A 25,972-nucleotide genomic window follows, 5' to 3' on the forward strand; every position below is an offset into this window, starting at 1 on the left:
GGTTCTGTATTCAGTAATCCTAGCAGCAATTCCCAATTTAAAACCTTACGTTTTCCTAGGTATTTGATTTTCACCATAGAGCATGAACCGCATCAGATGCTGCCAATTATCAAAAGGCATAAATTGAAGCAAGGTTCGGAATTGTTCGAAGAATGTCCGCCTGGAAGGCGCGTCATTGCGGACGGCACGGTAAGCCTCGTCCAGCCATTCAAGAGCGGTATGGGTGAGAAAAGCCAATAAGTTAAGGGTGGCCAAGAAGTTGGACAACTGCTGCTTCCCGTGGGCAAAGTTATGCTCGAAATGATAGCCATGGTTCTTGAGGACATTGTTGTTTTCGTTCTCTATTTTCCAACGGGCGCGGCCCGCGGCGACCATCTCGATCACATTGTGTTCGTCGAGAGTGTGTGACGTTGTCCAGGCATTGCGGTAGACCGCTTCTTGTTTGGCATTGAGGGTCGTCACTTCGCACCAATTGACCATTAACGCATCGTCGCTGTTGCGGAGTGGAACTTGGACTTGGACTTGGTTGAAATACCGATAGCGTTCGGTCATTCGTTGTTTACCGTTCCAACGGCTTTTCTCGAGCGTTTGAATCTCACCGGTTCGGGTAAAATCGTCGAGCCATTCGTACAATAGCTCATGGGAATCGGGCTTGCAGACGAACAGAAAATCCATGTGCTGCGCACGCACGGCCTCACAAAACGACTGGTGACAATATAAATCGTCACCCAGCACAGTGATGCCGCGCGGCGCGTAATGAGCCCCCAATTCGTCAGCCAACGCTTGGCCGCCGCCAGTTCGCAATCCTGTTTGTCCACGCCGTCTTGGACGCGAACAAATTCCGGCGGCAAAGGTACTACCTGACTTTGTCCGGGAGCCACAATGACCGGTGTCACCCGCGTGTGACGGTATAAGATCTGACCGTTTTTCAGCGTTTGTTGGGTACAGCATGGACAGGAAATTTTTTCCGAACTGAAGGAATCGGTGCCGTCCAGCGCTACCAATAGGGTACCGCCAACACTCACGAACGGCTTCAGGCAACCTTGTGTGTACAATCTGTCACCTACTTCGGCCAACACCGGATAGAGTGTTTCCGATGCAATGGGATCCAGCAAGTTGCCGATTTGCTGGTCGAAGGAATTTGATGAACACCAAAAATCGATTGTGCGTTATACCTTTCGCACTTCAAAATTCGGCAGTGCCCGAGGAGGCGCCTGGGTGTCCGGTCGATATTCGCTCCTGCAAAATCGACATTCACGCCATCCATGGCGTTCATAAAGGCTTTGCCAGCATGGAGCTGGCATAGAGACTACATGGACGTATTCACGGTGTCCTTTAGCGGACACCCTGGCGCCGAATTTTGATCTAAGACGGGTATATTTCGATTGTGGAGTTTTTCTATCCGTTGCTGATAATCCAGAAAAGACGGGCTTTGCGTGAAGAACACCGAGAAGGCGTCAGAACGGCATCTTCTATCCTGTATTTCCGATTGTTGCCGGGTTTACGGGAGTCCGGTAAGTCTTCGAAGGTGCGACGTATCAAGTCAATTATTTCCAAGTCCATTTGTATCTACCGATGGCTTTATTAATGTTGCGATTGATTAGTTTTAAGTGCCCCTTATTTAATCAGGGTTTTAAATTGGGAATTGCTGACTTTTTACCTTTTTATGTAACGTTTCGCCCTGTTTCACAAACGGTTTGGCAAGAATGCTATAATTTCGGGCAATGAAGCCAGGGAATAATTTACCGGATGAAAGTTTCTGATATTCTCCTCAAACTACAAAAGGATGGGTGGTATTTATAGGCAACATGCGGAAGCCACCGTCAATTTAAACACCCGAATAAACCCGGACGAGTGACAGTTCCAGGTAAGCCGGGTGATGATTTAGCTCCTGGAACATTGAACAGTATTTTTAAACAAGCCGGTTGGAGGTGGGTATTCTATGAAATATGCCGTCGTTATTGAAAAAGCCGAATCGAATTTCTCTGCTTTTGTTCTTGATCTTCCTGGTTGTGTCGCTACAGGATCTAGCATTCAGGAAGTTGAAGAGCAAATTCGGGAAGCTATCGAATTTCATATAGAAGGAACGCTTCAAGATGGCGACGCAATCCCTCTGCCAAGCAGAACTATTGCTGAACGGGTTTTACTCGTTCCCACTCTCCTGATGCTGTGAATGTATTCAATACTGCGAAATAACCATGAAGAGCATGAAGTAACATGAAGAATTAGGCTGTTGATTTTATATTCTTTTTCTTCATTGCCTTCATGTTCTTCATGGTGAATAAATTTTTTTATGATGTATTCGCCAATGCTTTCACGGTCTCTCCTGCTAGGGAATGCATGCAGAGCTTAAAATACGCATATGGCTTCCCACGGATGATAGCTCGTCGTTATACACAAGTGCCATCATACCTGCCGGGACGCGGTTATTTAGTACCAAGGACGGCAAGCCAAATACATCCATGTAGCCAAGATTCCGGCAATCCCTGCCGGCAGACGTGACTAACATAATGATGTGTATAACGATGAACGGATGGCCGTAAGAACCAGTCTATTCCTATTCCAAACAGTAATCCTCGAAAGCTTTTCATCTCATTGCGTTAAACAACATGGCCGAACTCAATCCCCAACAACTCGCCGCGGTGCGCACCGTCGATGTGCCTTTGCTCGTGCTGGCCGGCGCCGGCAGCGGCAAGACGCGCGTGATCACCGAAAAGATCGCTTATCTGGTTAAGCAAGGCACGCCGGCTCGGCATATCGCTGCCGTAACGTTCACGAACAAGGCCTCGCGCGAGATGAAATCGCGCGTTTCGAAACTGCTGAACGACAAAGACATTCGCGGCTTGACCGTGTCGACTTTTCATTCACTCGGATTGGATATTCTCCGCAAGGAACACAAGACGCTCGGTTACAAGGCCGCGTTGACGCTGTTCGACGAGCAGGACAAGCAAACGTTGCTTAAAAACCTGATCATGCACAACGGGAAGGAATGCGATATCGATAAGGCCGATCATTACGCTTGGCAGATCGGCCAATGGAAAAACGCATTCGTGACGCCGGAACAGGCCTTATCTAATGCGACGCAAGAGCAAGCTCCAGCTGCGCATCTATATACCGATTACACGCGCAGCTTAAAAGCCTACAATGCGGTCGATTTCGACGACCTGATCCTGATGCCGGTGCTGTTGTTCCAACAGCATGCCGAGGCTCTCGAAAAATGGCAGAACAAGATTCGCTACCTACTGGTCGACGAATATCAGGATACCAATATCACGCAATATCAATTGGTGAAACTGTTGGCCGGCAACCTCGGGCGTTTCACCGTGGTCGGCGACGACGATCAGTCGATTTACGCCTGGCGCGGCGCGCAACCGGAAAATCTGGCGCAATTGCAAAAAGACTTCTCGCGCCTAAAAGTGATCAAGCTTGAGCAAAATTACCGCTCGGCCGGACGGATTTTGAAAGTCGCGAACCAATTGATCGCAAACAATCCGCATACCTTCGAAAAGCGCTTGTGGAGCGATTTGGGCTTCGGCGATCCGCTTCGCGTGTTGAGTCATAAGGACGAAACCATCGAAGCGAAGCAGGTCGTTTCGGAAATCATTCATCACAAATTCAAAACCGGCAGTAGCTACAAGGATTACGCGATTCTGTACCGCGGCAATCACCAATCGAGGCTGTTCGAACGCGCGCTACGCGAAAACAATGTGCCGTATTTCATCAGCGGCAGCACGTCGTTTTTCGCATACGCCGAAATCAAAGACATGCTCAGTTATCTGCGCTTGTTCGTGAATCCGGACGATGATGCCGCGTTTTTACGCATTATCAACACGCCGCGCCGCGAAATCGGTCCGACCACGCTGGAAAACCTCGGCGCCTATGCGAACGAGCGGCATGTCAGTTTGTTTAAGGCCAGCACCGAAATGGGTCTAATGCAGCGGCTGTCCGACAAGGCGCGACAGCGGTTACAAAAATTTACCGACTGGGTGAACGATACCGCCGATCGCATGGAGCGAGGCGATACTTTCGCAGTGATCGAACAGATGATAAGCCAAATCGGTTACGAAGCCTGGCTGCGTGAAAATGCGAAAACGCCGCAATCGGCCGAACGCAAAATGCAAAATGTTTACGAACTGATCGACTGGTTGAAGCGCATCGCCGACAAAGACCAAGGCAGCGAGAAATCATTGTCTGAAATCGTCTCGAAAATCATGCTGATGGACATACTCGAGCGCAATCAGGAAGAAGAGGCCGGCGACCAGGTCAGCCTGATGACGCTGCATGCGGCCAAGGGTCTCGAATTTCCACATGTTTTCTTAATCGGCATGGAAGAAAACCTGTTGCCGCATCAAAACAGCATCGAAACCGATAATATCGAGGAAGAGCGCCGCCTTGCGTATGTCGGCATCACGCGCGCGCAGCGTTCGCTGACCTTCAGTTATTGCACGCACAGAAAGCGCTATGGCGAAATTTCCGAATGTGAACCGAGCCGGTTTTTGGGCGAATTGCCGTCCGACGATTTGGAGTGGGCCAACAAAAAACAGCTTGATCCGGCCGTGATCAAAGAACGTGGCAAGGCCAGTCTTGCGCATTTGAAAACAATGCTATCGTAATTATCGCCGCGATCGGTTAGAATACGCATCCCAAACAAGCGCCCGTAGCTCAGCTGGATAGAGCGCGGCCCTCCGGAGGCCGAGGTCAGAGGTTCGAATCCTCTCGGGCGCGCCATTTTGACATCTACCCCAAAACGGCCATTTTTGCTCCGTGCTCTGTATGCGCCCTATCTGTGCCATGCCCTTTAAAATCGATTGAGGTCAGTTAAAGATTTCGACCTTTACCCTCGATTACGCATTTCGTCCATATCAAAATAAATCAGCACGGTTTTGAAGTTAGTTTTTTGAATTGATAATGAGCCATTAATTTTATTCCCATAAAAAACGTTATGGGTCCGTTGTCCTGACCCGATTCCCGCTATACTCTTGCTTTATTGAATTAAACCTCATCAATAAATGAGCAAGAAAATACTCGTATCCTGGTTGGGCATTACAGACTTGAAAGCGGCCAAGTTGCAGGATTCAAAACCGACGGAATCTATCGGCCACGGTCCGGTCCTCGGCGCATTGAAAACCTTGCGTTTTGACGAATTACATTTGCTGTTCGATCAAGAGTTGGTAACCGCGGAAGCCTATTCGCAATGGCTTAATACTAAGCATTCAATAAAAACGGTACTCGTTAAAACAAAACTACGCAGCCCAATCGATTTCGGCGATATCTACCATGGGCTGAACAAGCATTTACAAAGCTTAACCCACAACAGTTCCTCTCCCGATATTAGCTTGCACCTTTCTCCCGGCACTCCCTCGATGGCCGCCGTCTCGATCCTGTTGGGCAAAACCAAATACAACACCCGCTTCGTTCAATCGACCAAGGACAAAGGCGGTGAATTTGTCAGCATTCCGTTCGATATCTCCGCCGAGTATATTCCGCAATTAGTCAAACAAGCCGATAAAAAACTCACGCAACTCTCCGTTTCAGACGCACCTGCATCGGCTGCTTTTTCCGATATCATTACCCAAAACCCGGAAATGTTGCGGCTCATTCGCAAAGCCGAAAAAATCGCGCTTCGTGATGTGCCGGCATTGATACTGGGCGAATCAGGCACCGGCAAGGAACTGTTTGCCAAAGCCATCCACACGGCCAGTCTTCGTGCAGGAAAGCCTTTTATTACGGTCAATTGCGGAGCGATCCCCAAGGATTTGATTGATTCGGAATTATTTGGGCATGTGAAAGGCGCTTTTACCGGTGCGATCACCAACAAAACCGGCTATTTCGAAGCCGCCGATGGCGGTACGCTGTTTCTGGATGAATTTGGCGAATTACCGGCTGACGCCCAAGTTCGATTGCTGCGGGTTCTGCAATCCGGAGAAATCAGCAAAGTCGGGGACAGCAAAACCCGCCATGTAGATATTAGGATAATCGCCGCCGCCAATCGCAACTTGTCGACTGAAATTGCCAATGGCCGTTTTCGCGAAGACTTATTTTATCGGGTCACTGTCGGCTTGATTACTTTACCGCCGTTACGGGAAAGAAGCGGAGACATTTCCCTGCTGGCCGATCACCTAATGGACAAAATCAATCAGGAAGCTTCGAATCAACCCGGCTATATCAATAAAAAAATTTCTGTAAAAGCAAGAAATATTGTCTTATCGCACGGTTGGCCGGGTAATATACGGGAACTTTATGGCACACTACTTCGAGCTTCCATCTGGGCGGAAGGTGAACAAATCGATGAAATAGATATTAGAGAAGCCATGTTGATAAGGCCTTCTACCAATAACTCCGGCGAATTGCCGGAACTGGGAACCGGCATTGATATACAAGAAATTTTGGACGATATACGAAGAAAATATGTGTCACAAGCCTTGAATCAGGCGGCTGGCAATAAGAAAAAAGCAGCGGAGCTTTTAAATTTGCCGAATTATCAGACGCTGTCCAACTGGATGGAAAAATTAACGATAGAATAAATGGCACGCTCATCGCTATGAAGAAAGCATGGAAAGAATCGACAATATGCAATCACAAAATTTTGAGTTTCTAAAGACCAGCTGGCCGGAATTGTCCGCATTGGCAGGGTTTGCGGAACATTACGCCCTTGATGACCCGCAAAGCGCCTTGACCAAGCTGCGTAATTTCGCCGAGCGTACTGTCGACGCCGTTTATCGCCAACTGGGTTTACCCAAGCCGCCGATGGCGAAATTCATGGAAATGCTCAGTAATGATGCCTTCGAATCGGTGACACCTCAAGTCGTGCTCGATAAATTGCATGCTCTACGCATTCACGGCAACAAAGCCGCGCATGGCGATAAAATTAGCGCAGAAAACGCGCAATGGCTGCTAAAAGAAGCGTTCGATATCGGCCGCTGGCTGTTTGCCACCTACGCCAATGGCGACCTCGCGAGCGTCAAAGACTTCGAAACTCCCAAAATTACTCACTCCGCTAAAGCCGAATACAAAAGAGAACGCAAGGCCCTGCTAGAGCAATACGCCAAGCAAGAAGCCCGCATGCAGGCGATGCTGGCCGAGCTGGAAGCGGAACGGGAAAAAGCCGCGCAGTTGAAACGAACGACCGAGGAACTGAGCAAATTGCAGCAACAAGCGGCCAGCAAAGGACAGCAAGTCGCCAACGATTTGCATTTCGACGAAGCCGCCACCCGCAAACAGTTGATCGACCTGCAACTGGCGCAAGTCGGTTGGGGCCTGAGCAATGGCGAACAAGTCGCATTGGAAGAAAAAGTGCTTTATCAACCCACGGCGAGTGGCGAGGGCTTTGCCGATTATGTTTTGAAGGATGATAACGGCAAACCCCTCGCCGTCATCGAAGCCAAGAAAACCGCTGTCGATGCCGAAAAAGGCCGGCATCAAGCCAAACATTATGCCGATGGCCTAGAGAAAATGCACGGTCAACGCCCCGTGATTTTTTACACCAACGGTCATGATATCTGGATCTGGGACGATCACCCGGCGCAACATTATCCGCCGCGCCGATTATACGGCTTTTATGCCAAATCCAGTCTGCAATACCTGATCCGGCAACGTAGCGAGCGCAAAGCGTTAAACACCGTGTCCTCCAAAACCGATATTTTAGGCGAACGGCTGTATCAGCATGAAGCCTTAAAACGCATTTGCGAACGCTTTGAAACCAAACAACGCAAAGCCCTGGCGGTACAAGCCACCGGCACCGGTAAAACTCGCTTGTCGATTGCCCTTACCGATTCTTGCATGAAAGCCGGCTGGGTCAAGCGGGTGCTGTTTCTGTGCGACCGCCGTGAATTGCGCAAGCAAGCCAAGAACGCCTTCAGCGAATTTCTGTCTGCGCCGATCAGCGTGTTAACGACGAAAAGCGCCCAAGACACTCATAACCGCATCTTTGTCGCGACCTATCCGGCGATGATGAAAGTCTACGAACAACTCGATACCGGTTTTTTCGACCTGATCATTGCCGATGAATCCCATCGCAGCATATACAACATTTACGGCGACCTATTTCGTTACTTCGATGCCTTGCAAGTCGGTCTGACAGCAACGCCGGTGGAAATGGTCAGCCGCTCCACTTGCCAATTATTCGGCTGCGACTTCAAACAACCGACCAGCAACTACACGCTGGAAACGGCCGTCGAAGAAGGCTATCTGGTACCGTATCAAGTGGTCAAACACACCACCAAATTCCTGCGTGACGGCATCAAGGGCCATGCCTTGAGTGCCGAAGAACTTGCCGAACTGGAAGACAAAGGCATTGACCCCAACACCTTGGATTTCGACGCCGAACAAATTGACCGCGCGATTTATAACAAAGACACCAATCGCAAGATTTTGCAAAACCTGATGGAAAACGGCATCCGTCAGGCCGACGGGCAAACCTTGGGTAAAACCCTCGTCTTCGCCCGCAATCACAAACACGCCAAACTGCTCGAACAACTGTTCGACGAACTTTATCCGCAATACGGCGGCAAATTCTGCCAGGTCATCGACAACTACGACCCGCGTGCCGAAGAGCTGATCGACGACTTCAAAGGCGAAGGCAGCAACGAGCAGCTCACCATCGCGATTTCAGTGGACATGCTCGACACCGGCATCGACGTGCCGGAAATCGTTAATCTGGTGTTTGCCCGCCCGGTCAAATCGCCGGTCAAGTTCTGGCAAATGGTCGGACGGGGAACCCGCCTGTGTAAAAACCTGTTCGGTCCCGGCAAACACAAAACGCATTTTCTGATTTTCGATCATTGGGGCGTCGTTGAATATCACGGCATGAAGCAACGCGAGGTAACAGTCAGCCAATCCAAATCGTTGATGCAGCAATTGTTTGAAAATCGTCTGGAGTTGGCGAAAACCGCCCTGCATCACGCCGAAGCGGATTTTTTCGAAACGATGGCGGGGTGGCTGCACAAAACCATCAACAGCCTGGACGACAGAACCATCGCGGTCTGCGACAAATGGAAAACCAAACAGCAAATGAGCGACTTGGAAACCTTGCGCCAATTCGGCGCCAACACCGTTACCCTGTTGGAAAGTGAAATCGCGCCGCTGATGCAATGGCTGGATGTGCGCGGCCACAGCGATGCCTATCAGTGGGATTTGTTGGTCAGTCAGATTCAGCAACAAAAACTGAAACAAGCCGCAGCTTTCGATGATCTGGCTGGACGCGCCATCAATCAGCTCTGGCAACTGCAAATGAATTTGAATCAGGTCAAAGCCAAATCCGAATGGATCAAACAATGCCGAGAGACGGAATGGTGGCAAAAGGCTTCGCTCGATGAGTTGGAGCAGATGCGGCAGGAATTGCGCGGTATCATGCAATACCGCAACAAAGGCGATATCCCCAAAACTGAAGCGCCAATCATCGACATCACCGACAGCGAAGAAGTGCGGGAAAAACAAAGCTCCTATCTGAATTCAGTAGATATGGTTGCCTATCGGGTCAAAGTCGAGCAAGCCTTGCAGGAATTGTTCGAACGGAACCCTATCTTGCAGAAAATCCGTAACGGCGAGGCGGTCAGTGAGCGGGAACTGGAAAACCTCAATGCGCTGGTACATACCCAGCACCCGGATATCGACTTGAACACGTTGAAAAAATTCTACGGTACTGCCGCACCAATGGACCAAATCCTGCGCACCATCGTCGGCATGGACGGCAATACGGTCAATCAACGCTTTGCCGCTTTCATTCAACAATACCCAAGCTTGAGCGCTCGGCAAGTACAGTTTTTAAGTCTATTGAAACGGCAAATCGCCCAAAGCGGCGCGATCGAAATCGATAATCTATACGAAATGCCGTTTGCCGCTATCGGCGAACCGGACAGCGTATTCAGCAACGCAGAGCAAATAGACGACTTGCTGGCGATCGTTGAAAGCTTCGGTAAACAGCCGCAACAACAATCAACCAGGCAAGCAAACGAAACTTAACGCAACGATAGCTTCGCGTTTTTTCTCGTTCCAATGCTCCTGCGTTGGAATGCATACAGTGATGCTCTGCGTCACGGAACGCGCAGCATTTATAAATAGATTCCCACGGAAACCGTTGGAACTAGAAACACGTACAACCATTAGATAAACTTTAAAAACAATTAAATGATCACCGGCGAACTGAAAAACAAAATCGACAAACTCTGGCTGGAATTCTGGCAAGGCGGCATCGCCAATCCGTTGACCGTCATCGAGCAAATTACGTTCCTGATGTTTGCCAAACTGTTGGACATCAACGAAAGCCGAGACGAAAAACGTGCCGACCGTACCAGCCGCGGTTTTACCAGGCGCTTTAAAGACAACGAACAGCACCTGCGCTGGAGCCAGTTCAGCCATATCGAAGACGCCGAACGGCTGATTAAAGTGGTGCGTGATGAAGTCTTCTTACATTTCCGCACCCATACCGGCGACAGTCGTTTCGGCGATTACATGAAGGACGCTCGTCTGGCCATCGACAAACCCAGCTTGTTGGTCAAAGCCATCGAAATGATCGACGCGCTGCCGCTGGAAGCCGGCGATACCAAAGGCGACTTGTACGAATATCTGCTCAGCAAACTAACTACCGCCGGCATCAACGGCCAGTTCCGCACGCCGCGCCATATCATCAAACTGATGGTGCGTCTGCTCGATCCGCAACCGGACGAAATCATCGCCGACCCGGCCTGCGGCACTGCCGGCTTCTTGGTCGCGGTCATGGAACATCTGCTGGAAACCTACAGCAGCGAGCAGGGCGTCTTGGTGGAAAGCATCACCGACGACAAAGGCAAAGCCGTCGTCCAAAAAACCTATACCGGCGATTTGCTGGACCAAACCCAATGGCGTCATATCAAAACGCAAATGTTCCACGGCTTCGACTTCGACAGCACCATGCTGCGCATCGCCGCGATGAACCTTTACATGCACGGCGTCGAAGACCCGGACATTCATTATCAGGATTCTCTGGCGCAAAGCTTTGCCGACAAGTTTCCGGCGTTGGAACAAAACGCCTTCAACGTTATCCTGGCCAATCCGCCGTTCAAAGGCAGCCTGGACGAAGACACCATCAATCCGCCGATTCTGCGCCTGGTCAAAACCAAAAAGACCGAGCTGCTGTTCATCGCCCAAATCCTTAGAATGCTGAAAATCGGCGGCCGTAGCGCCACCGTCGTGCCGCAAGGCGTGTTGTTCGGCTCGTCCAAGGCGCACCAAACCGTGCGTCAACTGCTGATCGAAAACAACCAGCTCGAAGCGGTGATCAATCTGCCCAGCGGCGTATTCAAACCCTATGCCGGCGTTGCCACCGCGATTCTAATCTTCGTCAAAGGCGGCGCGACCGATCACGTCTGGTTTTACGACGTGCAGGACGACGGCTTCTCTCTCGACGACAAGCGCGACCCGCTGTATCAGGACGAACAGGGCAATCCATTGGGTTTCGCCGGTGACTTGCCCAAAGTGTTGGAAGCTTATCAAAAGCGGGACAAAGCCATCGCCGACACCGCTGCCAACGACAAAACCCAAGCCTGTTTCTGGATCAGTAAAGCCGAGATTGTCGCCAATAAATATGACTTGTCAGTGAACCGTTACAAGGAAACCGTGCATCAGGAAGAAGAATACGAAGATCCCAAGGAAATACTCCAGCAGTGGATGAGTTTGGTGGATGAGATTCAGGATGAATTGAAGGAATTAGAGGGGATGTTGTGAGTTTACAGATTCGAAAACTTCAATCTCTGATTTCACAAAATGGCCTTTTCGCCGATGGCGATTGGGTAGAAAGTAAAGACCAAGATCCCAATGGCGAAGTTCGACTTATCCAGCTCGCAGACATAGGTACAGGAGAATTCGTAGACAAATCAAACCGATTTATGACTATGGATAAAGCGAAGTTGTTACGCTGCACTTTTCTTGAGCCGGGCGATATTTTAATTGCTCGGATGCCCGACCCAATTGGCAGAGCTTGCATCTTTCCTGGATCAAATAAGCCCTGTGTAACAGTTGTTGATGTATGTATTATGCGTCCGTTATCTAGCGATGTTGATTCAAGATGGCTTATGCATACAATCAATTCAAAGAAATTCAATAACCACATTCTTAATTTTGTAACTGGGACAACTAGGCAGCGAATATCCAGAGGTAATTTGGCAAAATTAGAAATTCCACTCCCCCCACTACCCGAGCAAAAACGCATCGCCGCGATACTCGACAAAGCCGACAGCCTGCGCCGTAAAAACCAGCAAGCCATCCAACTCGCCGACAAATTTCTCCGCGCGGTGTTTTTGGACATGTTCGGCGATCCGGTGACTAATCCGAAGGGGTGGGATGTCAAAGAATTAGATTATTGCTTAATTTTTTTAACTAGTGGAGCGCGCGGTTGGGCTAAACATTACAGCGGCTCCGGAGATAAATTCATCCGGATACAAAATGTTTCAAAGAACAAGCTGTTATTAAATGATTTAGCCTACGTAAATGCTCCAGATGGAGCTGAAGCTAATAGAACTAAAACTCAAATTGGTGATGTTTTACTTTCTATAACTGCTGATTTAGGAAGAGCAGCTGTTGTTATTGAGGAAATTGCAGGTAGTTATATAAATCAACATTTAGCTTTATTAAGGGTTAAGCAAAATAAATTGAATCCAAGATATCTTGCTGCATATCTTTCTTCTGAGGCAGGTGTTACACAGTTTAAAGCAAAAAATAAGTCTGCGGTAAAGGCTGGATTGAATTTTACTGACATTAGAACATTGAATATTTTGTTGCCGCCGATTGAACTACAAAATAAATATGAAGAACTATATAAAAAAGTAACTTTTTCAATTAACTATAAACAAGAATCATTGCAATTTTCGGAATCTCTTTTTAAATCACTCAGCCAAAAAGCCTTCAGCGGTGAACTGTAATGTCTATTCAGTTATCTACCGAGCAACTTGCCAATCTGCTGCGCGAATTGTGCAAACTCCCCAAAGAAACCGAGTGGATCGAGTTCAAGTTAAATAACGACGATCCGCAAATGATCGGCGAATACATTTCTGCATTAGCTAATTCAGCTGCGTTGTTGGGCAAGCAATCTGCTTATGTGGTTTGGGGTGTAGCTGATGCTGATCATGCCTTGCATGGCACGGACTTTAAGCCTTCAACAGCCCGCCATAAACAGCAGGAATTGGAAAGCTGGTTGCTGCAAAAAATCACACCGAAGATTCATTTTCAATTTCTGGAATTTAGCGTCGAAGAGCTAGCATTTGTGATTCTGGAAATAGCAGCCGCTAACCATACACCCGTGCAATTTGATGGGGTGGAATATATCCGGGTGGGTTCTTACACTAAAAAGCTTAAAGATCATTCAGCTAAGGAACGTGAGCTATGGCGCATGTTCGATCGGGTGCCTTTTGAGCGTCAAATAGCTGCAGATAATCAAAGCAGCGAGCAGATTTTAAATCTTCTTGATTACCCAGCATATTTCGATTTAGTTAAGTTACCGCTGCCCGATAACCGTGCCGGTATTTTAAGTGGCTTGGAAGCAGATGGATTAATCGTCAAAAGTGACAGTGGCCAATGGCATATTGCTAATTTGGGCGCGGTCTTGTTTGCCCGCAAATTAGAGTATTTTTCGCATTTAAGCCGTAAGGCCGTCAGAGTAGTTTTGTACCGGGGCAATAGCCGTGTGGAAACCATCCGTGAAATTCCCGGCACCAAAGGCTATGCCACCGGATTTGAAGGATTGATCGGTTTTATCAACAATTTGCTCCCCGAAAACGAAGTGATAGGTCAGGCGCTACGCAAGTCTGTGCCGATGTTTCCAGAACTTGCGATTCGTGAGTTGGTGGCCAATGCTCTTATTCATCAGGATTTTGCCTTAACTGGCACTGGCCCGATGATCGAGATATTTAATGATCGAATGGAAATCACCAACCCTGGCATTCCATTGGTAGACACGCAACGTTTTCTGGATAGCCCACCACGCAGCCGCAATGAAGCATTGGCTTCATTTCTGCGTCGAATTGGTATTTGCGAAGAGCGCGGTAGCGGCATAGACAAGGTAGTATCCCTAACGGAGTTTTACCAATTGCCGGCCCCTGCGTTCGAAGTGACGACAGAACACACCAGGGCAATATTATTCGGGCATAAGGATTTCAAGGATATGGATAAGGAAGACCGCATTCGTGCATGCTATCTGCATTGCTGCCTTAAATATGTAAATCGTGAGTCAATGAATAACACATCGTTTAGGGATCGTTTAGGCGTTGATGTAAAAAACAGTGCAATGGTCAGTCGGATTATCAAGCAGGCTACCGATGCCGGGGTCATCAGGCCTTACGATGCTGATGCAGGAACTAAAGCGATGCGTTATGTACCCTTTTGGGCTTAAACATTTGCTTGACTGTTGCTTGACTGGGTTAAAGGGAATTTGCAAGCGGTTACCAGTAACTACATGACGAATATAGAAAAAAAGAGTGTGACATGCTTGACTGTTGCTTGATTGAATTCGGTCTAGCCAGATGGATTAGCCGCGTAGTTCGGGTTAGCGTAACCCGAACTACAAAAACAAACCACTAAAGGAAAGGCTATGCAAAACCTACAAATACAACTTCCTGACACTATCAATATAGATGCCCAGGAAATCCAAATGCTACTTGCCAGCAAGCTGTATGAAAAAGGTGTGTTATCAGTAGACCAGGCGGCGCAAATGGCGGGGTTCTCCATACGTGCCTTCATGGAGCTATTAGGGCGTTATCAGGTATCAGTACGCCGATGACATCCTGCAGGATTTCGAATGCCTGAGATGATTTCAAACACAAGTGGCCTGATTATTCTGGACGCGGATTCAATAATCAACAATAACCAGCATGAATAAAACCGAGCTCCCCGATATCTACCCTCAATGGTTGGCGTCGCTGAAACAACAGATTGCCTCCGCCCAGCAGCGCGCCGCCTTGGCCGTTAATCAAGAGCTGATTTAGTTGTACTGGCAAATGGGCTCAGACATTTTACAGTGCCAGGCCGAACAAGGTTGGGGGAGTAAAGTGATTGAGCGGCTGGCCAAAGACTTGTCGCAAGCCTTTCCTGATTTAAAAGGATTTTCAGCGCGAAATATCAAATATATGCGCGCTTTCGCGGAAGCCTGGCCCATAACATCCGGATCACCTTCAATTGTGCAACAGCCTGTTGCACAAATTCCCTGGGGCCATAATCTGGTGCTGTTAAGCAAGCTGAAAACATCGGAGCAGCGGCTATGGTATGCCCGCAAAACGATAGAGCATGGCTGGTCGCGCAATGTGCTGGTGCATCAGATTGAAAGCGGACTAATGCAGCGAGAGGGTCGGGCGATCAGTAATTTCGACCAAAACTTACCCAATCCGCAATCTGAACTGGCTCAAGCCACGTTGAAAGATCCCTATATTTTCGATTTTTTAAGCCTAGGCTCGGAAGCTCATGAACGCGACATAGAGCAAGCGCTGACCCGGCATATTACCCAATTTTTGCTGGAATTGGGCGCCGGCTTTGCCTTTGTCGGCAGACAGGTGGAATTGAATGTGGGCGGCGACGATTTTTATCTGGACTTATTGTTTTACCATCTAAAATTACGCTGCTATGTCGTCGTGGAACTCAAAACCGGCGATTTTAAACCGGAACACGCAGGGCACTGAGCTTTTATTTAAGCGCGGTAGATGCGCAGGTAAAAAGCGAACAGGATGCTCCAAGCATCGGTTTGCTGTTATGTAAAACACGAAACAAGCTGGTCGCGGAATACGCCTTGCGAGATAACAATAAGCCGATCGGCGTCGCCGAATACCAGTTAGCCCAAGTATTGCCGGCGGACCTGGAAAATCAGTTGCCCAGTATCGGCGAAATCCAGTGCCACGGATGGCAAGCATTGAATACATCCATGCAGTCTGGATGTCGGTAATCCATGCCGATATAAGGGCTTAACTTAATGGCATTGATTGCTTGCGTAGATAGTGCATTTTTACACCGATATTTTTATAACCGTTTGGAGTTATAAGAAATATTTTGTTGACAAGTTTTCTTAAATTTCAGGACACAAGGACCGATTAATGGAGAATTTAGCGTTAAGCGCCCTACAGTTGGATTCAAAACTCGATCGTTATATAGTTTGCCGTTACCGGATTGTTTATCAAAAGCGCGATGAAACCATACCTGGAGAACAGTTAGCCCGGAAGGCGGCTTATGAAATACAGAAAGCCAATGATTTTGCGTTGCTGACTAATCTGGGTAATCAGCACATCGTTTCCTTAAAACCAATTTCACAACGCGGCATCGAATCCACTCATTTGCAGGCTAATTTGATAGAAGACGGCGACTTGGAACTCGATTGCAGCATCGAGCAACATCAACAAGCATTGCAAAGGCTAGTCAACCAGGATATCAACAAAGCAGCCTGGAAACTAAAGAAATCCAGCCAAGGCAAATTAGATTATAAAAAAGCCGCCAGCGGCAATACGGAAATTTTTGAACCGATCCATTCCACACGGATTAATGCACGCGCCACCTATCTGGACGCCTTTTGTTCGCTGCAACTTAGCCCGGAAGTTTTAGCCAATGGCACCGTTTTAATTGGTTTGCATCTTAAACACAATCTGGTAGCCAAGTCTGATATTTCGTTGCAATGGATCATCGACAAAAGGCCTGACTGGCTGCAATCGATTAAAAAAGTGCGTCACCGGTACTTCGATCCGGGTAAAGCGCCGTTGGTTGCCGAATTCTTGAGAGTAGAAGATTCGCTCAATGGCAATAGCGTGTTACCTCATATGGGCCAATCATTGGTCAGTTACCATCAGGCAAAAGGATTATTATCAGAGCGCCAATTGGCTGAAGCGACTAAATCGGTACTGATTAAAGTCAAATACGGTAAGAACGAAGCCGACCATATTGCAAGCCTAGTCGAGCCTATGTTCGATTTTGATACCCTAAGCAAAATCGACTCTATCTTTTTGAATAAATTGGCTAAGGACTTGAAATGGTCGCTGAATGACCGTATCAGAACTAGTGCAAAAATGGTGAAAGGACTTTATTTGCCCAATTTCAACTGTAAGCTGGAGCAAGTGGATTACCAAATTCTGCATAGACAGCGTTTGAATCATCAACAGATGCTGCAGTTCGCCAATGGCGCAAAATCTAGTCGGGAACAAGATGTCTTGAGACACAAGGCATTTGGCAATATGACCCGAACTCAAGTAATACCGTTAATTGCCGGCGAAAAAAACAATACTGAACAGAATAAACAATTGCTCTGCAATGCCTATCAAGCTTTGCAACAATTAACCACTACGGAACTCCCCCCCTTTACGAAATTTCCCAATCCTGTTGAAAACGCCGCTGAACTGGATGCCCGGCTGAACGAAAGATGTCCCCCAAATGCCATCTTGTTGATCGGCTTAATCGACAAATCCGACAAGGTGGCAATACGCGATACTGCGTTCAGTTATGGCTTGGCAACTCAGTTCATGCGGCTCGATCATAGGCCGAATGTATATAGTCCTTCATATTTCAATAATGTCGCCGCAGGATTATTCAGCAAAGGCGGCGGCCAGTTATGCGCAATCGATGACATGCCGGGAGAAACCGATTTGTTTATCGGACTTGACATGGGCGGTATCAGTGTCCGCGCACCCGGTTTTGCGTTTTTGTTTCTGAGATCGGGCGCTCAGTTGGGCTGGCAATTGGCCGATAAACAGCAAGGCGAAAGGATGCAGGACGAAGCATTAATGAGTTTACTGGATAAAAGCCTGACGACTTATCTGCGTTCATGCTCAGGTGAACTGCCTAAACGCATCACTTTGCACAGGGACGGCAAATTCTACGAGTCTATCGAAGTCATCGAACAATTTGAGCAAAAGCATGGAGTAAAAGTCGATGTATTGGAGGTTTTAAAATCCGGTGCGCCCGTGCTTTATCGGCGAAGCCGGATGGCCGATGGCACAAAAGAATTCAGCAACCCCAATGTGGGCGATGCAATTTACCTATCGGATCATGAAATGATTTTATCGACATATAGCGGTGAAGAGTTAGGCAAGATCTGGGGTGACAAAGTCAGCGTTAGACCACTACGGTTACGCAAACGCTACGGAGACGTGTCCTTAGAGACTCTCGCCCATCAAGTCTTGGTCTTAAGCCGCATTCATGGCGCATCACTCTACCGCCACCCTCGCTTGCCGGTTACGACGCATCATGCCGACCGCTTTGCAACGCTACGACAAGAAACTTGTATCGACGCCCTTTCAAAAATGGACAGGTTGTGTCCGGTATATCTGTAATCCCATCCCCAACAGGAAAACATGCGAATTATTACATGGAACTGTAATTTGAAATTAAATGCTAAATTCGACTCGATTGAAGCACTAGCACCGGATATTGCAATTATTCAGGAATGTGAGCAACTTGACCGTAATCACTTCCCAGCCGCCACTTATTTATGGACTGGGCGCAATCCAAAAAAGGGTATGGGGGTTATCATGTTTAACCATCAAGCCGAGATTGATAATATTTTCAGCGATAAATTTATCTATTGCCTGCCAGTGAATATCGATGGTGGTCGGTTAAAAATCTTGGCAACATGGGCATACAATCATCGCGCCAGTAAACAGTTTGGTGATGAATATCAAGGTTATCTATTACCAGCTCTTAATCATTATCAACCTTGGCTTGATGCGGAAAACGTTATTGTCGGCGGGGATTTCAATCATTCCAAAATATGGGATACGCCAAGAAGTAACAATAAATTTGCTGAAATCGAGAGCTGCCTGGTTAACCAAGGCTTGATGAGCAGTTATCACCTTTTCAGCGATGAATCAACCGGCCAGGAAAGCCTCTCAACATTCTTTCATACGAAGAATTCAAACAAAGGCTATCACATTGATTATCTTTTTCAGAATTTGACAAAAAACCCCGTCGTTACGGTCGGTAACTTTTCTGACTGGATTCAACTTAGTGATCATATGCCGCTGATTGTCGACCTAAATTAATCTATTTTTAGTAACAAAATTTTAAAAAAAATAAAAAGATAAGGAAAACTAATGTCCAAATACTTGGAGTCGTTACTACAAGGTGCTGAGCCTAGCATTATCACAGAGATTTTTTTCTGGCTTATAGTGTTGTGCTTATTTGTCGCGGTTTATTTTCGCAAAATAGGTAAAGGACATGTGTTCGTTAATTATTCAGCGACTTTGTTAACCTCGTTGGGTATTTTAGGAACATTTATTGGCATCGTGATGGGAAATCCGGAAGAGCCTTAAAATCGATTGAGGTCAGTTAAAGGTTTCGACCTTTACCCCATAGGTGCCAACTTAGTGCCTACTCTATGGCGCATTTGTGGCTTTATTCGTCATATCGACATGGATTGCCGATATCCAGGTGACATGATTGTGAAGATAAGCATTGCCATCCCTGGCCCTGGATTCCGCCAATCCCTGGCGGAATGACGCGTTTTTCCTTATGTTGGCGCCTATGGGCATACCTCCCACCCTGGATAGGGCGAAATTTCTCAAACTGGGAATCTCTGGAATAAGGAACCGAACCCGGGTTTTTGTCGGAAGATGCTCGCTGTGCATGATATAGTCAAAAAAGCTGAGATCTAATCTGCGGTTTAATCTTCATATTCCGAGCGCCCGAAATTCGGTGCAGGGTCGGCTGCGTTGCCAGATGCGGTCGAACTCTTCGTAGAGCTGTCTTTTTCGGGCGGGATGATTGGGGCTCCATTCGCCTTGGTAGCGTTCTGCACTTAGACGGAATAAGTAACCGTCTCGGTCGTTGATTAGAAATGTCGACGAGTATTGCAGGTCTTCTCGCTCGACCGGTGTTCGGAATTGAAACGACGAAGGCAGTCTTTGCGCCAAGTCGATTAACGGGTGGGGTTTGCCGCGTGCGGTAAACGTGTCTTGCACGATGATTTGTACGCAACCGTCACGGCTGTTGATCGCGAATTGTCTAAACGCTTCAACGACGTCGTTGTGTCCGTATAAAACATGTTCCAGATCGCGGGTATAAATGCAGATTTGGCGTCGTGCTTCGGCTATGAGTCGAATGGCCGACTCGAGGTGGGCTTCCAGGTTGTCAAGTTTTTCTGTCGGAACCGATGGCTTGCGCGGCTTGGCTGACGGCCGTGTTCTTTTGGCAAGCGGCGTAAGCGTCATGCTCATGCGCTGAAATTCGTTGCCGGCTACGCTAAATACTTTACCTTCGCCGACAAATCCGAACTTTTGAAAAAATCCGCTAGCGCTCGTTGGTGTATCTAGGGTTACTTGTGTGAGTCCTTGCTTTTGCGCTCTTTCGATGAGCGCTCTTAATAGCGATTGGCCAACGTCCTGATTACGCCATTGATGTAACACGGCGATTCGGCCGATGTGTCCTTCCGGCGTCAGTCGACCTGTGCCGACCGGATTATGATGATTGTCGCGGGCGATGACGTGATGGCTATGCGGGTCTTTGTCGTCTTGTTCGAGGTCGGCGGGGATGTGTTGTTCGATTATAAAAACCGAGTCGCGCACGGCGCGAAGATCCTTGAAATCGGCTTTATAATCGGCGGGTTCGATGCGGTAGTCGGACAGTTTCATAAATCACCGGAGCTTGTTGGGTCATTGAGTTGTTGAGTCATTTAAAGAGATCATCTGCTTGAATGGTCTATGCTGCCAAAATCGATGGCGTTGAGCTATTGTTTTTTTCAAATGGGCTAAATTCGATTAAGCTGCTAAAAATAAAAACTTGATGAATCGTTTCTGTGTAAGGAGGGTAAGGTATGAGATATGTTTATATTGGCTTGATTGTGTTGGTGAGTTTGACTGTTTTGTTGTTCAAAATACAAAACCTGGAAGTCGTGACGGTTTCTTTGTTGTCGGTTAGCGTTACGATGCCGGTGTCATTGATGGTTATCGTGATCTATTTTCTGGGCATGGTGACGGGGGGATCTTTGTTGTCGCTGCTGCGGGTATTGATACAGGGAGCTAAATCGGAGAACGAAGAGAAGGATAAGGAGGGGGATAAAGATGGTGAAAAAGCTGATCAGAAAGCCGGCGAAGATTAGAGGATTGCGGTTTGGTTGGGCAGGTGAGTTTCATTGAATTTGAAATCACCTAACTAAAGTATACCCATCGGAGATCAAAATTCGGCTCCGGGGAGCCCGTCAAAGGACACCGTGAATACGTCCCTGTAGGCGCTATGCCAGCTCCATGCCGGTCCCTCGCCTAGCGTTAGGTGAGGGGCCGAGCACCCGAGGCTCCCTCCGGCACTGCCGAAATTTGAAGTGCGAAAGGTATCCATAGCCAATGGGCTATGGAAGTTAGGGGCTGGGTGAGTATGTCCGTGTAGGCTTCAATGCCACTAAGTTAAGCCGTTCGTGGTGAGCCTGTCGAGCCATGGACGGCTTAACTTATCGACTCGGACTTCTCCATTCACCCTTCGACAAGGCTCTCCTGAGCGCAACCGAAGGGCTCAGGGCGAACGGAAAAGTCCTTAACTTAATGGCAGTGCCGTGTAGGCTTGGCGGCGGTAATCCCTGCCGGAATGACGGATTTACGTTAACTTAGTGGCAGAGCGACCGATGCGATCATTGTCGTTCTTCAAAGGCCTTGATAGCATCTTGCACCGAATCAAACTGAGGAATTTCATCCTCTGGGGCAGCCTGTTTTTTCGGCTTGGTTTTTTTGGGTTTTACTTCCGATGGGCTCGGCGTTTCGGGTTCTTGGCTCGTTCCTACCATCTTGGATCGTTCAAGCCTGGCTTGTTCCGCACGAATTTTACGATTGCCTTCTCCGTACATGGTCATGACTACCATGATCATGACGGTTGTAATAATAACAACTGTAAACCGAGTCGGTTCTTTCATAAAAAACAGTGGCCATTTCGGTTTAATTAGGCCGGCGATAAAAAAAATGAGCGTAAAAATTCCTAAATTAAAGGAATAAAATATCAACATGTCTAGCGTGTCCATCGTGTGTTCTTCCCGCTTAGCTAACTATTTAATAAAAATGCATTAATATCATCTTCGCGACTTATTGCAATACTGGCGATGCATTTTAATCGTTTCAAAGCTTTATGGAAATTGTCATGTCGACAACGGGAAAAATTTATTTTCTGGTTATCTTCGGCGAATCTTAAGTCGGTCGACTCGTTCGCTTAGCCGATTCAAGTCTGCTTGCGACGATTCTTTTTGATAGCGCAATTTAATGAATAAACCGGTGATTTCGTCTATCGCCGCAGCTTGATCCGGATACGCTTCCTTGCTCCGTTTAGCGAAATCGATAGGTCCTTCGCCAGCTTTTCTTTTTAGGCCGGCCTTGCCGAGCCGGGCGCAGAACCGGCGATAGCAGCGCAATACTTTGTCGGCGGTTTTTTCTTTACGCGATAACAATAGCCAGCTGAGTATCGCGGTGAATAAAGCGCCAAGTCCGATCAGCCAAAATAGCATTTGTTTTAACGATTCTATTCCGAGCGAGGCTAAAAATTGGGTCTGATTGGCGGAATGATAATTGATGACCCAGCGCTGCCAGTTGTAATCGACGCTGCTCCATAATTGCCGGGCTTGTTTAAGCCAGTCGAGCTGCCGAGCCAAATCGCTGTCGGCAGAGAAAAAGCTGATGTTTCGGCTGGCAATTTGTTGTTCGATATTGACGTTTTGTTCGATTCTTTCCGGGGCCACTGCGGCCGTCGGGTCGACGCGCACCCAGCCTCGGTTTTTCAACCAGACTTCTGTCCAGGCGTGGGCGTCGGCTTGTCTTATTTCCAAAAAATTGCCGACCGGGTTCAAGACCCCGCCGTGATAGCCCGTGACGACGCGTGCAGGAATGTTCGCAACACGCATCAGGTAGGTGAAGGCGGCTGCATAATGGCTGCAAAACCCGCTTCGGGTCTCGAATAAAAAAGTTTCGATCGGGTTGTTTTCCATTAACGGCGGCGTCAGCGTGTAGCTGAAATTTTCTTGATTGAAATGTTGTAGGACACGGTCGACGAATTGTTCGGGCCGTTTATCGAAACCGCCGAGTCGTTTGACTAGCGAGGTTATTTTTTGAGATGTCGGTCCCGGTAGTTGTGTATTGGTGCGTAACTTATGGGCTTCGAGCGTTCCGGTGCGGTAGCTGGGATAAGATGTGATGGGGTATTCGGCGCGCTTGTCGGGGTTGCCGCTTCGAGTTAGCAGATATTCCGAATTCATGCGCAGTTGCGGCGGGTAGTCTCCGGCCATTTCCAGCGCGAATACCCAGTTGTTATTTTGAGGTTCGAGTAATAACGTATAGCGATAAGCCGGTTCGCTGAAATCCGGTTCGGCGGCGGCCGTATAGGTATAGTGTTTCGCTGCGGTCCAGCGTTTGCCGTCGGTGACGGAAAACACCGGGCCGCGCCAATAGCGCAGTCTATTCGGCGGTATCTGACCTTGAAAACGGACGCGGAACACCAGTTCGTCCGAAAAGCTGAGGTCGCTGATCGAGCCGGGCTCCATGCTGTCGCTGAGCCCTGTTTTGGCGCGGCTTTTATCTTCGAAAAGCATCCAGCGAGGCGCTTCGACTCTCGGAAAAAAAACGAACAGCACGATCGCAAGAGGCAAAGCTTGCGCCAGGATGACGGCTGCTGTTTTCAGTGCGTTTAAGGTGTTTTGCCGGCGGCTGTTGATTGCGACCAGCGTGCCCAGTAGCACGCAGCAAACGAACAGAATATAGCCCGCCATTGCGATGCTTTGTTCGTATAAAAATTGCGAAGCGGCAACGATGAATGCCAGAAAAACAATCAAATATAGATCGCGTTCTTGTTTGATTTCGAGAAGTTTCAATGCCAGTGCGGTCATGAACAGCCGGGTTCCGGCATCACGGCCGAAGAGGCCTTGATGCTGCGAATAAAGCAGGACGAGGCCGCCTACGGTCAACAAAAACAGCAAGAATTTGCCGGGCAAGCAGCTTGGCTTCCAAATGCCGATGAAGCGCCAGGCCAACAGTAATGCGAAGAATCCGAAAGTCGAAGCCGGAATGTGATAGATATGCGGTAGCGCAATCAATCCGACCGAAATCAGTAGAAACAATAAGATATTTTTTTCGATATCGACGGGCATAATCTAAAACAGGGCGAGAGCTTCGAGGCATTGAGTCAGGTGAGCAGGACCGATGCCGAGGCCGATTTTTTGGCCGGGTAGTTTAAGGCCGTAACGAAGCCCCGCTTTTTCCGCATCGAGAACCCAGCGGCACAGCCGGCTCAGGCGTTCCTCGTTGCCGTAACCTGCGCTGGCTTCGTAATGGAGCCACAGTTCATCGCCTTGCTCGCCGCTGTATTGCTTGCTGAAAAGCCCCTGGCCTTTGGCGTAAGCTTTCCAGTGGATGCGTTTGATCGAATCGCCGCGTTGATATTCTTGGAGGCCGTAAAAGTCGTCGGTTCCTTTTTCGGTTTTACCTTGATCCGATGAGCCGCCGCCGGTTTCGGGAAAGGGAATTTCCTGCGGCCAGGGTTTCGGGTAAACCAACACCGATAGATTAAAACGCAATGGCGACCAGGCGCGGAAGAGGCCGAGCGGATAACCGCTCGATAGGGTAATCGTTCCGCAGGTTTGATGGCCTCGATGTTCGGTCGGAGCATACAGTCTGGCGGTTTTTTTCTCGTAGGGCTCAAGGGTCGTTTGGGTTTTGTCATACAAATCGATTTCGAGGCTTGGCCGTGGAACAGGGGTCGGATTGTCGATATGAATTTGGAATACGGCGCGTTCGCCGGCGAATACCGGCTTGCATTGTCCTTTTCGAATCAGCAGGCCGGCTAAGGCTTTGTAACTATGTAGGATGCCGATAAAAAATACGCTGGCCAGCAAGAAAGTGAGAAAATAGGCGAGGTTGTTGTTATAGACGAACGCGATCAGCAGCAACAGTAGGATTAATACGACAAAGCTCAGGCCGCGCTTGGACGGCAAAATAAAGATTCGGCGCTGGTTCAGTAAAATGGCCTCATCGGACGGTTTTTCGCCGGCAAAAAAACGGCTTAACCGGAAACGGTCCTTGAGCGACAGAGTATTCAAAGCACGTTCACGCGTTCGAGTATCGGTGCGACGACCGCGGCGGAATCCTGGCTGGCGGAACGCAGGCGGTGGCCGGCGACAGCCGGAAGTACCGCCTGTACATCTTCGGGTAACACTGCATCGCGGCTGTCCATGAACGCCCAGGCTTTAGCGGCATTGAGCAGGGATAAGCCGGCACGCGGCGACAGACCGCAAGGGTAGTCGGGGAATTCGCGGGTAAATGTGATGATATTCTGCATATAATCCAGTAGTGCACTTGAAACATGTACGGTGTTGACCTGCTGTTGGATGTTTTTGAGCGGTTCGGGCGGTAATTCGGTTTTAAGATTTTCAATCAAATGATACCGCGACTGTCCGCTCAATAATTCTCGTTCCGCGTTGCGGTCCGGATAACCCAGTTCGATGCGCATCAAAAAACGGTCCAGTTGCGACTCGGGTAAGGGAAATGTGCCGATTTGATGAGCGGGGTTTTGCGTTGCGATCACGAAAAACGGCGAGGGCAGGCGATAGGTTTTGCCTTCGACCGTGACTTGTTGTTCCTCCATGGCTTCCAGTAAGGCGCTTTGTGCTTTAGGCGTCGAGCGGTTGATTTCATCGGCCAGAATCATTTGATTGAAGATCGGTCCCGGATGAAACTTGAAGCTGCGATCTTCAGGGTCGAAGATCGAGGCGCCGATAATATCGGACGGCAGAATATCGCTGGTAAATTGAATGCGTTGATAATTCAATCCCAGCAATTTAGCCAGCGTATGCGCCAGTGTGGTTTTCCCGACGCCGGGTATGTCTTCGATCAGTAGATGGCCTCGAGCCAACAGGCAACATAAGGCTAAACGGATTTGATGTTGTTTCCCGAGAATGATTCGATTGGCGGAGTCCAGTAAAGGAGCGATTGGGTTTTGCATGAGGAGATGATTGTTGTGCGAAGTGGATTATTAATTTTTTCGGCGTACCTCGATAGACATACCCCACTCCCTAAGATCG

21 protein-coding genes, 1 tRNA gene and 2 pseudogenes are annotated in these 25,972 nt (G+C 48.4%); 17 read left to right on the plus strand and 7 right to left on the minus strand.

Annotation, left to right across the window (positions count from 1 at the left end; translation table 11 throughout):
• Positions 1–45: 45 nt before the first annotated feature.
• Positions 46–951, minus strand: coding sequence for a transposase (locus tag EQU24_RS02090; RefSeq protein WP_083877721.1), 906 nt, complete (start codon positions 949–951; stop codon positions 46–48).
• A gap of 193 nt (positions 952–1,144) precedes the next feature.
• Between EQU24_RS02090 and EQU24_RS22210 the strand changes: the two genes are divergently transcribed.
• A complete protein-coding gene (locus tag EQU24_RS22210) occupies positions 1,145–1,306 on the plus strand; it encodes a hypothetical protein (protein WP_017841088.1) in 162 nt (53 codons plus the stop codon).
• A 99-nt stretch (positions 1,307–1,405) separates the two neighbouring features.
• On the opposite strand, the pseudogene EQU24_RS22855 reads toward EQU24_RS22210, so the two are convergent.
• Positions 1,406–1,563, minus strand: a pseudogene (locus tag EQU24_RS22855) (ISNCY family transposase); the annotation flags it as partial.
• A 258-nt stretch (positions 1,564–1,821) separates the two neighbouring features.
• Here EQU24_RS22855 and EQU24_RS22860 point away from each other — a divergent pair.
• The 15 genes and pseudogenes from EQU24_RS22860 to EQU24_RS02160 form a co-directional block, all read left to right on the plus strand.
• Positions 1,822–1,965: pseudogene (locus tag EQU24_RS22860) on the plus strand (type II toxin-antitoxin system HicA family toxin); the annotation flags it as partial.
• On the plus strand, positions 1,943–2,173 hold the full coding sequence (locus EQU24_RS02100) for a type II toxin-antitoxin system HicB family antitoxin (protein WP_017841087.1): 231 nt from the start codon (positions 1,943–1,945) through the stop codon (positions 2,171–2,173). The pseudogene EQU24_RS22860 and the gene EQU24_RS02100, both read left to right, overlap by 23 nt.
• Before the next feature lie 436 nt (positions 2,174–2,609).
• Positions 2,610–4,613: a DNA helicase Rep gene (gene rep / locus EQU24_RS02105; RefSeq protein WP_017841086.1), complete on the plus strand. Its 2,004-nt coding sequence runs from the start codon at positions 2,610–2,612 to the stop codon at positions 4,611–4,613.
• 38 nt (positions 4,614–4,651) lie between these two features.
• Positions 4,652–4,728: transfer RNA gene (locus EQU24_RS02110), tRNA-Arg, on the plus strand.
• Positions 4,729–5,009: 281 nt separating this feature from the next.
• Positions 5,010–6,524 carry a sigma-54 interaction domain-containing protein gene (locus tag EQU24_RS02115; protein ID WP_017841085.1) on the plus strand — a complete coding sequence of 505 codons (1,515 nt, stop codon included), beginning with the start codon at positions 5,010–5,012 and terminating at the stop codon, positions 6,522–6,524.
• Between the two features lie 46 nt (positions 6,525–6,570).
• Positions 6,571–9,960, plus strand: coding sequence for a DEAD/DEAH box helicase family protein (locus tag EQU24_RS02120; protein WP_040575674.1), 3,390 nt, complete (start codon positions 6,571–6,573; stop codon positions 9,958–9,960).
• A gap of 165 nt (positions 9,961–10,125) precedes the next feature.
• Entirely contained in the window at positions 10,126–11,700 is a 1,575-nt protein-coding gene (locus tag EQU24_RS02125; protein WP_017841083.1) for a type I restriction-modification system subunit M, read from the plus strand.
• Positions 11,697–12,893: a restriction endonuclease subunit S gene (locus tag EQU24_RS22680; RefSeq protein WP_017841082.1), complete on the plus strand. Its 1,197-nt coding sequence runs from the start codon at positions 11,697–11,699 to the stop codon at positions 12,891–12,893. The genes EQU24_RS02125 and EQU24_RS22680 overlap by 4 nt, the downstream gene beginning before the upstream one ends.
• Positions 12,893–14,359: an ATP-binding protein gene (locus tag EQU24_RS02135; protein ID WP_017841081.1), complete on the plus strand. Its 1,467-nt coding sequence runs from the start codon at positions 12,893–12,895 to the stop codon at positions 14,357–14,359. The genes EQU24_RS22680 and EQU24_RS02135 overlap by 1 nt, the downstream gene beginning before the upstream one ends.
• A gap of 198 nt (positions 14,360–14,557) precedes the next feature.
• Positions 14,558–14,746, plus strand: a complete 189-nt coding sequence (locus tag EQU24_RS02140; RefSeq protein ID WP_017841080.1) for a UPF0175 family protein — start codon at positions 14,558–14,560, stop codon at positions 14,744–14,746.
• A 217-nt stretch (positions 14,747–14,963) separates the two neighbouring features.
• A complete protein-coding gene (locus EQU24_RS22685) occupies positions 14,964–15,638 on the plus strand; it encodes a PDDEXK nuclease domain-containing protein (protein ID WP_017841078.1) in 675 nt (224 codons plus the stop codon).
• A 56-nt stretch (positions 15,639–15,694) separates the two neighbouring features.
• Positions 15,695–15,898, plus strand: a complete 204-nt coding sequence (locus tag EQU24_RS23200) for a PDDEXK nuclease domain-containing protein (RefSeq protein WP_268869780.1) — start codon at positions 15,695–15,697, stop codon at positions 15,896–15,898.
• A 148-nt stretch (positions 15,899–16,046) separates the two neighbouring features.
• The gene (locus tag EQU24_RS02150) at positions 16,047–18,266 is read left to right on the plus strand and encodes a Piwi domain-containing protein (RefSeq protein ID WP_017841076.1); all 2,220 of its coding nucleotides are present in this window, start codon (positions 16,047–16,049) and stop codon (positions 18,264–18,266) included.
• 21 nt (positions 18,267–18,287) lie between these two features.
• Positions 18,288–18,974, plus strand: a complete 687-nt coding sequence (locus tag EQU24_RS02155) for an endonuclease/exonuclease/phosphatase family protein (RefSeq protein ID WP_017841075.1) — start codon at positions 18,288–18,290, stop codon at positions 18,972–18,974.
• 51 nt (positions 18,975–19,025) lie between these two features.
• A complete protein-coding gene (locus tag EQU24_RS02160) occupies positions 19,026–19,244 on the plus strand; it encodes a hypothetical protein (protein ID WP_017841074.1) in 219 nt (72 codons plus the stop codon).
• Positions 19,245–19,601: 357 nt separating this feature from the next.
• On the opposite strand, the gene EQU24_RS02165 is transcribed toward EQU24_RS02160, so the two are convergent.
• Positions 19,602–20,561, minus strand: a complete 960-nt coding sequence (locus EQU24_RS02165; RefSeq protein WP_017841073.1) for a GNAT family N-acetyltransferase — start codon at positions 20,559–20,561, stop codon at positions 19,602–19,604.
• 182 nt (positions 20,562–20,743) lie between these two features.
• On the opposite strand from EQU24_RS02165, the gene EQU24_RS02170 reads away from it, so the two are divergent.
• Positions 20,744–21,028, plus strand: a complete 285-nt coding sequence (locus EQU24_RS02170; RefSeq protein ID WP_017841072.1) for a LapA family protein — start codon at positions 20,744–20,746, stop codon at positions 21,026–21,028.
• Positions 21,029–21,550: 522 nt separating this feature from the next.
• Here the strand turns inward: EQU24_RS02170 and EQU24_RS02175 are convergent.
• The 4 genes from EQU24_RS02175 to EQU24_RS02190 form a co-directional block, all read right to left on the minus strand.
• Positions 21,551–21,934 carry a hypothetical protein gene (locus EQU24_RS02175; protein ID WP_051056245.1) on the minus strand — a complete coding sequence of 128 codons (384 nt, stop codon included), beginning with the start codon at positions 21,932–21,934 and terminating at the stop codon, positions 21,551–21,553.
• A 147-nt stretch (positions 21,935–22,081) separates the two neighbouring features.
• The gene (locus EQU24_RS02180; protein WP_017841070.1) at positions 22,082–24,043 is read right to left on the minus strand and encodes a transglutaminase TgpA family protein; all 1,962 of its coding nucleotides are present in this window, start codon (positions 24,041–24,043) and stop codon (positions 22,082–22,084) included.
• A 3-nt stretch (positions 24,044–24,046) separates the two neighbouring features.
• A complete protein-coding gene (locus EQU24_RS02185; protein ID WP_017841069.1) occupies positions 24,047–24,991 on the minus strand; it encodes a DUF58 domain-containing protein in 945 nt (314 codons plus the stop codon).
• Positions 24,988–25,893: an AAA family ATPase gene (locus tag EQU24_RS02190; protein ID WP_017841068.1), complete on the minus strand. Its 906-nt coding sequence runs from the start codon at positions 25,891–25,893 to the stop codon at positions 24,988–24,990. The genes EQU24_RS02185 and EQU24_RS02190 overlap by 4 nt, the downstream gene beginning before the upstream one ends.
• Between the last annotated feature and the right edge of the window lie 79 nt (positions 25,894–25,972).

It is taken from the genome of Methylotuvimicrobium buryatense, from assembly GCF_005931095.1.
Classification (GTDB): Bacteria; Pseudomonadota; Gammaproteobacteria; order Methylococcales; family Methylomonadaceae; genus Methylotuvimicrobium; species Methylotuvimicrobium buryatense.

Excerpts from the sequence above, each read along its gene's own strand:
- EQU24_RS02090 (WP_083877721.1), bottom strand. The coding sequence starts at position 951 with ATGCTGTACCCAACAAACGCTGAAAAACGGTCAGATCTTATACCGTCA.
- EQU24_RS22210 (WP_017841088.1), top strand. The coding sequence starts at position 1,145 with ATGAACACCAAAAATCGATTGTGCGTTATACCTTTCGCACTTCAAAAT.
- EQU24_RS02100 (WP_017841087.1), top strand. The coding sequence starts at position 1,943 with ATGAAATATGCCGTCGTTATTGAAAAAGCCGAATCGAATTTCTCTGCT.
- rep (WP_017841086.1), top strand. The coding sequence starts at position 2,610 with ATGGCCGAACTCAATCCCCAACAACTCGCCGCGGTGCGCACCGTCGAT.
- EQU24_RS02115 (WP_017841085.1), top strand. The coding sequence starts at position 5,010 with ATGAGCAAGAAAATACTCGTATCCTGGTTGGGCATTACAGACTTGAAA.
- EQU24_RS02120 (WP_040575674.1), top strand. The coding sequence starts at position 6,571 with ATGCAATCACAAAATTTTGAGTTTCTAAAGACCAGCTGGCCGGAATTG.
- EQU24_RS02125 (WP_017841083.1), top strand. The coding sequence starts at position 10,126 with ATGATCACCGGCGAACTGAAAAACAAAATCGACAAACTCTGGCTGGAA.
- EQU24_RS02135 (WP_017841081.1), top strand. The coding sequence starts at position 12,893 with ATGTCTATTCAGTTATCTACCGAGCAACTTGCCAATCTGCTGCGCGAA.
- EQU24_RS02140 (WP_017841080.1), top strand. The coding sequence starts at position 14,558 with ATGCAAAACCTACAAATACAACTTCCTGACACTATCAATATAGATGCC.
- EQU24_RS22685 (WP_017841078.1), top strand. The coding sequence starts at position 14,964 with ATGGGCTCAGACATTTTACAGTGCCAGGCCGAACAAGGTTGGGGGAGT.
- EQU24_RS02150 (WP_017841076.1), top strand. The coding sequence starts at position 16,047 with ATGGAGAATTTAGCGTTAAGCGCCCTACAGTTGGATTCAAAACTCGAT.
- EQU24_RS02155 (WP_017841075.1), top strand. The coding sequence starts at position 18,288 with ATGCGAATTATTACATGGAACTGTAATTTGAAATTAAATGCTAAATTC.
- EQU24_RS02160 (WP_017841074.1), top strand. The coding sequence starts at position 19,026 with ATGTCCAAATACTTGGAGTCGTTACTACAAGGTGCTGAGCCTAGCATT.
- EQU24_RS02165 (WP_017841073.1), bottom strand. The coding sequence starts at position 20,561 with ATGAAACTGTCCGACTACCGCATCGAACCCGCCGATTATAAAGCCGAT.
- EQU24_RS02170 (WP_017841072.1), top strand. The coding sequence starts at position 20,744 with ATGAGATATGTTTATATTGGCTTGATTGTGTTGGTGAGTTTGACTGTT.
- EQU24_RS02175 (WP_051056245.1), bottom strand. The coding sequence starts at position 21,934 with ATGGACACGCTAGACATGTTGATATTTTATTCCTTTAATTTAGGAATT.
- EQU24_RS02180 (WP_017841070.1), bottom strand. The coding sequence starts at position 24,043 with ATGCCCGTCGATATCGAAAAAAATATCTTATTGTTTCTACTGATTTCG.
- EQU24_RS02190 (WP_017841068.1), bottom strand. The coding sequence starts at position 25,893 with ATGCAAAACCCAATCGCTCCTTTACTGGACTCCGCCAATCGAATCATT.